This window comes from Thermofilum adornatum, assembly GCF_000446015.1.
Classification (GTDB): domain Archaea; phylum Thermoproteota; class Thermoprotei; order Thermofilales; family Thermofilaceae; genus Thermofilum; species Thermofilum adornatum.
This window is the reverse complement of sequence record NC_022093.1, coordinates 1,585,097-1,596,760: the sequence shown is the minus strand read 5'-3', so window position 1 is coordinate 1,596,760 and position 11,664 is coordinate 1,585,097. Positions and strand designations below refer to the sequence as shown.

The window sequence follows — 11,664 nt, the reverse complement described above, 5'->3', positions numbered from 1 at the left end:
AAAACAGAGACCTATTTTTCCAGCAACAAGTTAGCCGCTACGGTGCCAGCTACAGCCGCCAAGGCCGAGAGGAGGAAAAGGGTCCTAGGCGCAAACTGGTCAGCCAAGTAGCCCGCAAAGATGCCAACAAGAGAACCAAATATCGTGGAAAGGGTTCCCTCAAATGCATAGAACGTTGCACGCTCAGACTCGTCGCTAAGATCCATGAGCGCCTTCGAATAGGCGAGCCAGAAGGCCGGCCACACGGGTATAACGAAGAACACAGAGAACCACAAATAGTTAGGAGACAGGTAGTAGCCGAGATAGAGCAGGGTCCAACCAAGCCCAGCCATCGTAAACATTTTCCTCGTAGACAGCCTGTCTGCCAGCTTACCGTAGGGTATAGAAGCTAGCCCAAAAAGGGTAGTTACGGCTATCAAGACGGACCATGCCTCTGGCGGACCAGCGAGAAACTTTACAAAGTAGATTGCAAATATGCCGCCGCTGAAGGCGCCTGGGAGCGTTAGAATTATCCTGGCTAGGTAAAGCTTCCAGAATCTTCTGGGTATTCTTGGAAGTCTCAAGAAGCCTTTTAGGCTAGCCTTGTTGTTGCCGTTCTGGTCCTCATCGATAAGTCCAATCAAGAAAAGGGGGATGATGCTTAGTAGAGCATTTAGCCTCAGAAGCCACCTGAATCCAAGAGTGTTATACAGTAAACCTGAGACAAGGCTCCCCGTGAAGCCTCCAATTACGCCTGCCGCGTTGTATATTCCGAGCCTCGCTCCGCGTTGGTCGCGGAGCTTCTCGGCCATAAGGGCAGAAAAGGCTGCACCACTAGCACTGCCAGTGAACGCTCCCAATACTTGGACAAGTATAGCAGTCTCAATGTTGTCTACAAAGCTCAGTGCAATAGACGAGAGAATGCCAGTCAATATGCCGAGCTGTATATACCTCTTCCTATGGCCCTTAACGTCTGAAAGCCTTGCCCAGAATAGGCCCATTACCACTGAGATTATTACTGACGACTGGCTCGCGATGCTCGTCTGGAAAAACTTGTTTCCGGCCAGCTGGTAGAAAAAGATAGAAAGGAACGGTGCCACAAGGTTTCCAGCAAAACTACTAGTCAAATTGTACCATGACAGCAGGGCAATAGTTCTTTTATCACTGCTACTCGACACAACGAGTAGAAGAAGCCCTCAAGCTATAAATATTTCCTATCAAAGGCAATTGTTAAAAGCTAAAGATTTTAGTCAAAAATGCTCCTAATAGCTAGGCGATCGACCTGGTTGAAGAATTGCAAAAAAGGGTTATAGAGCTTTATGAAAAGGTAAAAGACAGCGTTGTAAGCATAACCGCTGTCAAAATCCTAGATTTCCTGTTTATAAGGGAGCCTGTTTCAGGTCTCGGCTCGGGATTCATAGTAGACGAAAGAGGCATAGTGGTTACAAACGCCCACGTGGTCGAGGGCTATGAACATATAACCGTGACACTTTCAAGCGGAGAAAACGTAGAAGCAACAATTATAGACATAGACCCCCACTACGACATAGCTTTCCTCAAAATCCCACGCGACAACCTTAAACCCCTACCGCTGGGAGACTCTGACGAGCTAAAGGTTGGACAATTCGTTATAGCCATCGGCAACCCATTTGGACAAGTATTGGGAGGCCCCAGCCTGACATTCGGCGTGATAAGCGGGCTTGGAAGAAACCTGAGGACAGAGGGAAAAATCTACGAGAACCTCATACAGACAGACGCGCCAGTAAACCCTGGAAACAGTGGGGGACCCTTAATAGACCTAGAGGGAAAAGCTATAGGAATAACAACGGCAATGATTCCGTTCGCGCAGGGCATAGGCTTCGCTATTCCCATAAACGAGGTAAAATACTCCCTGAGCCAGATAGAAAAATATGGCAGAATACTCAGACCCTGGATAGGAATATACGGGCTAGACGTAAACCCAGTAATAGCATACCAGCTTGGCCTATCAAAACCAGCCGGCGTACTAATAATAAGAGTGGTTCCGGGAAGCCCCGCAGCCAGAGCAGGCATTCGGCCCGGACACGTAGTCATAGGCACAGACGGAAAAGAAATACAGGGAATAGGCGACCTGGTAGCGAAGCTCAGAGAAAAGGGAATAGGACAGGAAATAACCCTAAACCTATACGCCCAAGGAGGAATACGGAACGTAAGGGTCAGGATAGAAGAGGCACCATAACAACCGTAAAGAAGTTTCATTCCTTCAAAAGTTTCCCCTAGATTTTAATTTCTCAAATGAATGAGCAAGGTAACCCTTAAATATAGTTTTCCAAATATATGATTAGGGATATTTAGTGGCCGAGAATCCCTTCCTCGTCGAAGTTGCAAGCCTAATACTGACTGTTGGAGCATCTGCTCTCTCCCTTGCATACTGGCTAGGAAGAAAATTCGCAAGAATAGAGGCAAGGTTCACACTAATCGACGAGAAATTTGCCCAAGTAGACAAGCGATTTGACCAAGTCGAGAATAGGTTTGTCCAAATCGAGAAGCATCTAGCCCAGCATGACGAAAAGTTTCACAAAATTGAAGAAAAAATGACACTTATGGACGAGAAGCTTACACAAATGGAAACAAGTCTCACCTACGTGAAAGAAAAAATAACCCAGCACGATGCTAAACTCCACCAAATCGAGACAAGCCTTGCCCAAGCTAACCAGAAACTGGCGCAGTTCGATGAACAATTTCGCACGGTCAAAGGCATTCTCGCTCAGATGGACGAGAAGTTCAGCAACATAGATAAACAGTTTGCCCAGAGCAACGAAAGGCTAAACCGAATAGAGGAACGCATAAACCTCATAGCCAGAAACATGAACGAGATAGCCGTCTCGACAAGAAACCAGACAGAATTCTTCGCAGAGTTCCTGGGATTCAAAAAGATACTCGAACCAAGAGACGTCGCATTCATCAAAAACGAGTTACTAAGGCTCTCCGCCAGAACCTTCACCAACCCCCTCACAAAGGAGGAAGCCGAAAGAATGAAAGAGCTAATCCAAAAGGAAAAACTAACACTCGAAGAAGCAGACGAGCTCAGAGAAATCGCAAGAAAACTTGTAAGCGAATACGGAGCCACAGTCCCAGAAGTATGGAAACTACTAATCTACGCCTCCATCATGCGTGGCATAGCAATGAGCGAGCTAAAAGAAGAAAACCAGCAAACCTAGCAAAAAGTTACTCCTTCGGCGCCACAGTAATTTTCCCAATAATAACCTCGACTCCGTTTTCCCTAGCAACCCTCCTAATCTCCCTTGCCACCTTCCTGGGAGCCGTCAATACAACCAACACCTTTCGCGAAGCCTTACCATACTTCTCCTCTACGAGCCTCGCTCTCCTAAGCAACTTAAACACCTCATCAACGCCCCCAGCATAGCTAGTTATCTCACCCACAATCAAGGGCTCGTCAAGAAACATGTCAATCTCCTCACCATCTATCCTCGCACTTACCAGCATTTTTCCTTTCCCAATGATCCCCCTCCGTCTAAGATCCCGGTAAAAAGCTTCCTAACAAACTCCTCAAAACTTATACCAGCAAACTTAGCCACATGGCTAAACCCATACAGCATGCCACCCCACACGGAACCCAACTTTTCCCGCAGTTTCTCCTAGCACTCATTTAGCCTCTTGCGCACGCTAAAATAAAATGAAGAAGGAGAAAATACTTTGCAAAAACTATATTTTAACTAGCCTCTACAGGCAACACATGTAGCATTGTCTTGGCGAGTGTGAAGTGTAGATGTGAGGCTCAAGGAGCTTGCTGGGGCACTCCCTGCAACGTCTAGGGATGGATCCTGGCTTGCAGAAATGCAGTCAAAGTACGCGACCACGTATACTTCGTCTATGTATAGCCAGCTCCTGTAATATTGGTCGCTATACGTGTGCAGTAAGAAACTGAGAGTTATCGTGGAGCCTGCAACCCCACTGAAAAACGTGCTATTCCTCTGCCAGCCAGTGTCCCTGAATGGGCCATAATTGTTTCCCGAGTTGGGGTTGTATCCGTTCTTCCAGTAGAAGGTTGTTGTGCCCTTGCTAAGAGAAAGAGTAATATAGTCGTAGTTTGCAGAGTCCCACGTCAAGAAGCGCCACCAGAAAGTCGCATTTACATATTTCACTTCGACGCCGTCAATGCTCGACGGCACACTAATGGAACGCCTGAGATAATCGTCCCTCGCTGGAACTGGTTCACAGGTCACCTGGTTCCCGAAGCCTATCCATGCCAGCCATGACCCCGCCACGGGTCTAGTTGTATCTGTAATCGTTCGGGGAGTTGGTGTTCTTGTGTAGCATGTCTCAGTGACTGTTACATCATAGTTTTTCTGTTCTACATATGCATAGGTTGTACTTGTCCAGCCCGCCAATGTTCCACTTTCGAACCCGTCGTAGAAGAGGACTACTCTGGGCGGAGTGGGGAGGGTCTTGACTATCCATACTATTTTTTGGCGTGCCTTTGCCGTGGAGTAGTTGAAGTATAGCCACGTATATATCCGGGCCACCTCGACGCCTAGCGGTGCTCCAGAGCCGACAGCCACCTGTAGGCTTAGGCTTGTTTGTCCGCTTATGGTGACGGGTGTCCCTGTCTGCTGGGTTATTGTGCCCCTGGACACTACTACCTGTAGGTTGGCTCCGAGGGTTATAGAGGCATTTAGCTGGCCAGCATAGCTACCGGAAACACTCTCAGCGAAAAGCTTAGCAGAAACACCAGAACCACTAACGTTAAGCACAGGGCTAAAAGTTGCCCTGTGACACCTTGGAACTGACACCTCAACGTATGTAACATTTAAGCCGTCCTCGATACTCGAATATACTCTACCAGACTTAACGCCGTAGGCTGGGTTCCCAAGGTCCCTACCGGCAATTTTCTTTACGGGCGGCTGGGTCGCCTGGACGTGCCACTCATTTACATTCGTTATAGTGATTGCCGCTAAAGCGCCTACACATAAAAGCACAGCAAGCAGGAGCGCCTCAATCCTCCTCACGCCTAGCCACCCGGGAAGCTCGAAAAGCTCGCGGCCATGCTCCTTATTTCTGCTAGTGGAGCCTTGACTAGCGCGATATGGAAGTAGCCGTACCGTGCGCCTCCAGGCGTAAAGAAGTCCCGGCAAAGCTGGACCCTTGTCTCGTTGCCCGGCAACACCTTTACTGGAAGCGAGCTACACGTGGTTCCACAGTCGAAGCTCATTGTCCAGCCCTTGCCCATGTATATTATTGGCGAGACCCACTCCAAAACAATGCCCCTAAAGTCGACACTGGGCCAGACATACATCTGTGTAGCGTTTACCCCCCTACCCCAGAAGGCTACCGCGGACTCTATCCTGTAGTCTGAGAAGCCAGAAGTATTAAACCAGGAAATAGTCCGGACAGGCCCACTAACCAGCTGTCTCCACGTGCCAGCGTCGCTGTACCCTATACGCCTGGCCTGGTACGGGTAGACAATGTAGCCCGAGAGGTTGACACCCCAGCCCTCGCTGAAAAAGCCCCACTCGTTAAGCGTGGCGCGCTCAGAGCCGAAGACAACTGTGTCGCCCCTAACCTCTACGCCTCCAGTAAAGTTTGCTGTCAGGCGTCCTCCAAGATAGATCTCTATGCGTGAACCATTTGTTAGGTACGCGGAGAAGACGAGCCTATCATATCCCCACATCTGCTCACGTCCACTCTTAATTCTGGCCGGATATAGGACGCCGTCAGGTCTTTTTGCCCAAGACTCGACCTGGAATGGGACAAGGTAACGGGCCCCACCGCTCTTCAAGACAACAGCCAGCCCATTAGCCTCGACACCCTCCAGGCTCGAAACCTTCCTCACAGGCTTCCCGTTCACGTACACGGTGCCATCCGCAGTAATCTCGAAGAGTGCCAAGCCTTCCCTAGAAACAGTAGGGGCCAGAGTTATCCGCCTCGTGAAAGAGTTGTTCCACCAGTCGACAAGAACATAGGAAAAAGTGACCACGCTCATCGTAGCACGCTCATACCTCGGGTCCACAAATGTCAGCATGAAGGAGCCTTGCCTGCCGGCCCTTAGACATAGATCTAGCTTTACACTGGACCCCGGATCAAGCCTCAGACTACCAGAATAGTTTAGGCCAGGGCCAAAACCTAGCACCATGCTACCATTAGCCCTAACCTCGAGAAACTCGAGGCCGGAACTTGGCCTAAGAGACACGCCTAGCGTGTAGGGCAGGCCAGCTATGCCGCTATTCCTCAGCTCGACAATTCCGGGAAAACAGTAAACAGTCTCATTAGAAGCGTAGACCTGGACAGCCCCGCTAACCGGCTTCCCGTCGGAGTATGCCCAGACGTCTTTTGTGCCTCCAAGGATGACAGCCTGGATGCCGAGAGGATAAACTGCTAGAAGCGTGAGGAAGCTAGCCAAAACGATAACAGCTATTATTGCTAGAACCCTGCTTTTCCTGAACCTGGCAGGCTGGCTATCCACAAAGCAACACCTAAAAATTATAGAAAAAAATATTATTTAAAGATTTTAGTTCAATTGCCCTACTCAGCTTATCCAGTAGAGACTACGTCGACTTCTATGGTTATCAAGTCCGTGTTCCACTGAGATGAAGGAGTATTCGCGTGGACTAGTACTTCGGCTGGAACAGAGACGCATTGTCCCGGATTCAGTGTGACCGAACCAAGAGTTGTACCCACGCTTGTTGAGCTGTCAATAGTGAGTGGGCCAAGCGTGCCAAGCCAGAGCTTCAAGTACTTTACGTATGTCCAGTTTCCACTTAGTACTCCATTGTATTTTAGACTTACTGTGAATGAGCTTGTTCCATACGTGTTGCATATCTTGATGGCTTCGCTGTAGTATGTGGGGTCTCCCGTGTAGCCCTTGATTGTTATTACCGTCCTGTTGGTTCCATCACTAGCAGTATACGTAGAAACGCTGAGGAGGCTTCCCGTCGCGTCTGCGCCTTTCACCTTGACGACTGGCGGTGTTCCAGGGGTCTGTACGTGCCACTCGGTTATGTTGGTGAGTGTTATTGCTGCGGTGGCGAAGGAGAGCGTTGCTAGTACTATCAGTAGAGCTGTTAGTGTTGTCCTTTTCAGTTGCATTTTTTCACCTTTTGGTAAGTTGTCAAACTGGGGTTTATAAATTTTTTAGTTCAGTTATTCCTCTGGTTGCAGGGGTAAACTTTCAAGTTTGATAATTTCCTAGCAAGATGATTTGCTTCTCAAACTTTTTATTTGGAGATTGCTTCCCTAATTAGGCTCGTCGGTATCGTGCCTGTTGATAGGTATGGCTCTAGCCTGGCCGCTAGGGTGGCGGCTGTTTGTGGCGTGATTTTTTCGCCTAGCTCGTCCGATATGAAGTTTTCAAGCCATTTCTCTGCTGGGGTGCCTGTTGGGTAGTAGACTGTCCATTTTCCTATCCTTGCTCTTCGTACGTATCCCAGCCTTTCGAGGATCGAGAGGTGCCACTGGACCTCGCCGAAGCTTATGCCTGTGTCGCGTGATATGCGCCGCATGCTTGCGCCGGGCTCTTTTTTGAGGTATTCTAGTATTTCGACCCTCTTTTTGATTCTGAGGACGTCTTCGTGGCGTGCGACGTAGTAGCCTACTGGTATGGATATTGCCTTGAAGAGTTTGTCTCTCCCGCTCTCTGTCTGGGTCAGGTAGCTTGCCGCCGCTATGCCTGCTATTGCCCCTATTAGGAGTATTGGTGGCTCGCCTTTTTCCTGTGAAGGTATTGTGGCGGCGACGAGCACTGTTGCCTCGGCTTCTCGTATGGAGGGGTTGTCGATTGTGAAAAAGATACATGCAGAGTCTGGGTTTTTCTCGAGAGTTGCTTTTCCAGCCGACGTGTTGAGTGCCGTGACTTTGGCGCCGTATATGCAGGCAATCTTTTCGGCTTGGAGGCTTGATAGGGGGTTAACGTGAACCTGCAGGGTATAGATGTGCGTGTTGTTCCTTGTCTCAGTTTTTATCAGGCTTGTCGTGGGGCTTGTAACGATGAGGCCTGTCGGTGTAGCTGTTGCTTTTTGGGTGAGGGTCTGGAGGCTGAGAAGTGTGGCCGTGGTTGCCAAAGCGAGGAGGAGTATGGCTGTAATGTATTCTTTCATCCTAACTGTGAGTTTTTCGGTCTTTTAAATAAACTTTGCGTCTATAAGGGTGGGTTTTGAACTAAATAATTTAAATACCCGTTTTAGCAAAAATTTATCTATGATTGTCCAGACGCTTGTGGGACTGGTCTTGGTGTTTGCTTCTGCGACGCTTAGGCTTTTCCAGGGCAGGCCTAAGGGCGAGGATGAGTGGAGCGCGTTCGCGGTTGGCATTGTTCTTTCCTTTATAGATGGCTTCACTGTGGCGTATCTTGTCCAGTTTTTCCCAGTGTTTGTTGGGAAGTTCCTATTCCACTTATTCCTCTATACCCTGCTTGCTAGCATATCCATAGTGTTCTACGCGATGTATAGAAACATTACAGACATAAGGGTGTTCGCGGTCGCCTCTACGCCATGGTTTCTCATAATAGTAATTATCATAATTGCAAGGATGCTTGGGCTTCCTAGCGTCTTTATTTTCTAGCTGGGTTGAAACATGGGATGTTAATGTTTTTGTTGCTTATTGTTCTTCATGTTGTGTATTTATTTTTTAAGTCTTTGCCACCACAACAAAGATTGATGAGTGGCATGTCCAGGCAACTAAGTCGCCGGTAAAGAAAATAGCTGGTAGAGACTGATTTTCGTGCTGTAAATACGCCAACCTATATACCGCTGTGAAAGACAGCTTAAACGTTACATCTGTAGAACTCTCGGTTCCTCCTAGCCGTTTCCTATACATTTTTTGCGCGTGCCAAGGCACAGCTAACCGATAACAAGGTGGTAAGGAAAAAATCTCTATTCTCGGAGGATTCTATGGAATAAAGTAGAAATGTTTTTATAGAAGTAATTTTTAAAGAGTTACTGTGAAGAGAAGTAAAATAACGAGGAGTTTTCAAGTAACGATTCCAAAAGAGATACGTGAAGCATTGGGACTGCAGATCGGCGACTACCTGGACATGTATGTGGATGAAAAGGGGAGAATCATTATGGAGAAAAAAGTTCTGAAGAGGAAGACTTTTAGAGCTGGAAGACCCCTTACTCCGGAAGAAATTGATGGGATAATCGCTAAAGGGCTGGGTGAAAACATTGCCGGAGGCGGTGATTGACACAAATATCCTTGTCTACGATACCTTTGAGGATTCTCTCTACCACAAGGAGGCTTCCCATATACTTGACAGTTTAAACCGGTGGATAATCCCCCTAATAGTCATCTACGAGTATGCTTGGTTCCTGAAGGGGTTAAAAATGAGTACAGCTGATGCTCGGGACAAGGTACTCGAGTATATTACCTCCGAGAAGTCCGTATTGGTGAGGGAGGGCTTAGATGAGATCCGCTGGGCTATCTCTACACTTGTAGATGAGGGCCTGTCTCTCTCATGCTTCAACGACAAAATCTTTCTTTCAGTAGCTCTGCGAAGAAATGTTCCACTAGCGACCTTCGATGAAAAGCTGAGGAGGCAAGCATCCAATATAGGTGTGGCATTAGTTCCCGAGACATTGTAGGGGAGTAAAAGATCTAAGCAAAGAGAAATACACATAGCGAGCTAGCACTAAAGCTTTCTGATAGCCTCCTCGCTTTTAAGTCGTGCTCTCGTTTATTGGCATTTCTTGTCTACATGAGATTCTGCGCGCGTCATGTAAAAGGAACGGTTATCGAAATGACGAAATTAAAAATACTATCTGTAGTGTTTTTTCATTTCTTCGTTTCCGGGGATGGAGAGTATTTCTTGCCATGCTTGTTCGGCTTGTTTCTCGCTTTTTGTTCTTGGGTCGAGCATTAGCCAGTCGACTAGGACCTGGAATCCGCCCTCTAGGAAGCCCTCTATGGCCATTTCTGCCCTGAGCATTCTTGGCCAGAGTACGAGCTTCATTATTCTTCCCGGTAGCCTTAGCCCCTGTGGGCGCTTCACCCCTTTCCCGTCTACGGTAGCTGGTATCTCTACGGCGATGTTGTCTGGCAACCCCTCGATTGCCCCCATGTTTAGCACATTAACCTGGTATGTACCTGGCTCGTCGTGTATGAGTGAATTTATGAGGGGAACTATTGTTTCGCCCGTCAATCCCTTGGGGAACATCGGCGCCAATGGGCTGTTGTTTTTGAGAGCCTCTTCTAGCTCTTCTAGCCAGGCCTCGCCGTGGGTCAGGTATATTTCCCAGCCTATCTCGCTGTCTGGGCCGCCGGTCGGCCCAAACCACTGCTTCTTTGTCTCTAGGTTCCAGTGGTACATCCACGTGCCTCCCCTCACAGTGTCTCCAACTGGGAACAAGCCGTACCGCCTATACATGTCTACTGCCGCCGGCGACATCTGGATGTCGAAGGGGTTTACCTGTGTCTTTCTCCACTCCTGCCAGTACTCTTCAGCCTTCTCCTCTATCCACTTGTCTATGAGTGGGTAAGCGTCCTCCCCGTTGTACCTGAACCTAGTAAGCCATATGACGTGGTTGAACCCTATGGCCTCGAAGTCCACCTTGTCTGGGTCCAGGCCAATAGTGTGGGCTATCTCCCTGTATCCCATGTGTCCGTGGCACAGCCCTATCACCCTAGCCTTTGTTTCACGGGCAATTAGGGTCGTCAGCTCGAATACTGGGTTCGCTAGCTGTATTAGCCAGGCGTTTGGCGCGTATTCCTCTGTCTCCCCCGCTATGTCCATTGCTAGCTTCCACTGGTAGTAGCCCCAGATAGTGTGGTAGTCGCTGACCATGTTCCACTCTGTACTGTTTACTCCACGATAATAGCCGTGCTTCTCGCTTATCCTGCGCATCTCCTCATAATACTGGTGGCCGCCATACATCGCAGTGTTTATTACTATGTCCGCGTCCCTAATAGCCTCCAATCTGTCTGTGGTAGTTATGAACTCGTAGTTTCCACCTATCTCGGACATATATCTCTCGGCGAAGCCCTTTAGAAGCCTGAGCCTCTCCTCGTTTATGTCCATCAGGTATACCTTGCTCCCGTAAAGAGTAGGCATGTGTAGAAGGTCGTGTATCAGTTTTGAGCTCCAGGCAACGCTTCCCGCGCCTATTACTCCTATTTTTATCCTTGCCACGTGTATCTTTTGTGGCTACTTTAATAAATCTTTATTTGATTAATGTTTTATACTCTTTCTATTGAGCTTCTAAGCCTGAGAGCTGTCTCTATTAGTTCTCTAAGCTTCCTTGCATGTATCCTGTCCTCTGGCGACGGTGGGCTTTTCTCTATCTCGCTGAAGACCCTGAGAAGGTTGAGGTATAGTTGCTCGTCGAAAGCTATCCTCTGCCTCGGCCTTGTTACCAGGGTGTCGTGGATTTTCCAGGCTACGTCTGGCATGAATCTCTGTAGGACCCTAGTGAATACGCCTGAAATAAAGAAGGAATAGTTGACCCTGTATGTCCACGTGCCAACTGTTTCCTCTGCTCTCTTGGCGCACTCTTCCCTAGAAAGTGTTTCAGAACACTTGTCTACATAGTCTTTGACTGCTTTTACGCACCACTGGACTGCCATTATACAATAAATATATGAATTGATTTTAATAAATGTGACGTTGTATATGAAAAGTTTTTTCAAATGATTTGCTCCCCTAAAAATACACATTTTTCTATGAGTATTTGAAAAACATAAGTATATATCTGCGCA

14 protein-coding genes are annotated in these 11,664 nt (G+C 48.0%); 5 read left to right on the top strand and 9 right to left on the bottom strand.

Going from position 1 to position 11,664, the window contains the following annotated elements:
- Positions 1–11 precede the first annotated feature (11 nt).
- On the bottom strand, positions 12–1,157 hold the full coding sequence (locus N186_RS08595; protein WP_020963425.1) for an MFS transporter: 1,146 nt from the start codon (positions 1,155–1,157) through the stop codon (positions 12–14).
- A 116-nt stretch (positions 1,158–1,273) separates the two neighbouring features.
- Here N186_RS08595 and N186_RS08590 point away from each other — a divergent pair, with 116 nt between their 5' ends.
- On the top strand, positions 1,274–2,197 hold the full coding sequence (locus N186_RS08590) for a S1C family serine protease (RefSeq protein WP_020963424.1): 924 nt from the start codon (positions 1,274–1,276) through the stop codon (positions 2,195–2,197).
- Between the two features lie 115 nt (positions 2,198–2,312).
- Entirely contained in the window at positions 2,313–3,179 is an 867-nt protein-coding gene (locus N186_RS08585; RefSeq protein WP_020963423.1) for a coiled-coil domain-containing protein, read from the top strand.
- A 7-nt stretch (positions 3,180–3,186) separates the two neighbouring features.
- On the opposite strand, the gene N186_RS08580 is transcribed toward N186_RS08585, so the two are convergent.
- The 6 genes from N186_RS08580 to N186_RS08560 form a co-directional block, all read right to left on the bottom strand.
- A complete protein-coding gene (locus tag N186_RS08580) occupies positions 3,187–3,465 on the bottom strand; it encodes a hypothetical protein (RefSeq protein WP_020963422.1) in 279 nt (92 codons plus the stop codon).
- Positions 3,456–3,578 (bottom strand): hypothetical protein, encoded by a 123-nt coding sequence (locus tag N186_RS09880; protein WP_276114205.1) that lies wholly within the window; start codon positions 3,576–3,578, stop codon positions 3,456–3,458. The genes N186_RS08580 and N186_RS09880 overlap by 10 nt, the downstream gene beginning before the upstream one ends.
- Positions 3,579–3,695: 117 nt before the next feature.
- Positions 3,696–4,988, bottom strand: a complete 1,293-nt coding sequence (locus N186_RS08575) for a hypothetical protein (protein ID WP_020963421.1) — start codon at positions 4,986–4,988, stop codon at positions 3,696–3,698.
- 2 nt (positions 4,989–4,990) lie between these two features.
- Positions 4,991–6,442 (bottom strand): hypothetical protein, encoded by a 1,452-nt coding sequence (locus N186_RS08570; protein WP_020963420.1) that lies wholly within the window; start codon positions 6,440–6,442, stop codon positions 4,991–4,993.
- A gap of 68 nt (positions 6,443–6,510) precedes the next feature.
- Positions 6,511–7,065, bottom strand: a complete 555-nt coding sequence (locus tag N186_RS08565) for a hypothetical protein (RefSeq protein WP_020963419.1) — start codon at positions 7,063–7,065, stop codon at positions 6,511–6,513.
- A gap of 128 nt (positions 7,066–7,193) precedes the next feature.
- Entirely contained in the window at positions 7,194–8,072 is an 879-nt protein-coding gene (locus N186_RS08560) for a helix-turn-helix domain-containing protein (RefSeq protein ID WP_020963418.1), read from the bottom strand.
- A 100-nt stretch (positions 8,073–8,172) separates the two neighbouring features.
- Here N186_RS08560 and N186_RS08555 point away from each other — a divergent pair, with 100 nt between their 5' ends.
- The 3 genes from N186_RS08555 to N186_RS08545 all read left to right on the top strand — a co-directional run bounded on the left by N186_RS08555 (position 8,173) and on the right by N186_RS08545 (position 9,554).
- On the top strand, positions 8,173–8,535 hold the full coding sequence (locus tag N186_RS08555; RefSeq protein WP_020963417.1) for a hypothetical protein: 363 nt from the start codon (positions 8,173–8,175) through the stop codon (positions 8,533–8,535).
- Between the two features lie 379 nt (positions 8,536–8,914).
- Complete coding sequence (locus tag N186_RS08550) at positions 8,915–9,157, top strand: AbrB/MazE/SpoVT family DNA-binding domain-containing protein (protein WP_020963416.1); 243 nt, start codon at positions 8,915–8,917, stop codon at positions 9,155–9,157.
- Entirely contained in the window at positions 9,138–9,554 is a 417-nt protein-coding gene (locus tag N186_RS08545) for a PIN domain-containing protein (protein ID WP_052885580.1), read from the top strand. The genes N186_RS08550 and N186_RS08545 overlap by 20 nt, the downstream gene beginning before the upstream one ends.
- 173 nt (positions 9,555–9,727) lie before the next feature.
- Here N186_RS08545 and N186_RS08540 read toward each other — a convergent pair whose 3' ends face one another.
- Positions 9,728–11,098 (bottom strand): alpha-glucosidase/alpha-galactosidase, encoded by a 1,371-nt coding sequence (locus N186_RS08540; RefSeq protein WP_020963414.1) that lies wholly within the window; start codon positions 11,096–11,098, stop codon positions 9,728–9,730.
- Positions 11,099–11,145: 47 nt separating this feature from the next.
- On the bottom strand, positions 11,146–11,532 hold the full coding sequence (locus tag N186_RS08535) for a hypothetical protein (protein WP_020963413.1): 387 nt from the start codon (positions 11,530–11,532) through the stop codon (positions 11,146–11,148).
- Positions 11,533–11,664 lie beyond the last annotated feature (132 nt).

Excerpts from the sequence above, each read along its gene's own strand:
- N186_RS08580 (WP_020963422.1), bottom strand. The coding sequence starts at position 3,465 with ATGCTGGTAAGTGCGAGGATAGATGGTGAGGAGATTGACATGTTTCTT.
- N186_RS09880 (WP_276114205.1), bottom strand. The coding sequence starts at position 3,578 with ATGCTGTATGGGTTTAGCCATGTGGCTAAGTTTGCTGGTATAAGTTTT.
- N186_RS08565 (WP_020963419.1), bottom strand. The coding sequence starts at position 7,065 with ATGCAACTGAAAAGGACAACACTAACAGCTCTACTGATAGTACTAGCA.
- N186_RS08560 (WP_020963418.1), bottom strand. The coding sequence starts at position 8,072 with ATGAAAGAATACATTACAGCCATACTCCTCCTCGCTTTGGCAACCACG.
- N186_RS08555 (WP_020963417.1), top strand. The coding sequence starts at position 8,173 with ATGATTGTCCAGACGCTTGTGGGACTGGTCTTGGTGTTTGCTTCTGCG.
- N186_RS08535 (WP_020963413.1), bottom strand. The coding sequence starts at position 11,532 with ATGGCAGTCCAGTGGTGCGTAAAAGCAGTCAAAGACTATGTAGACAAG.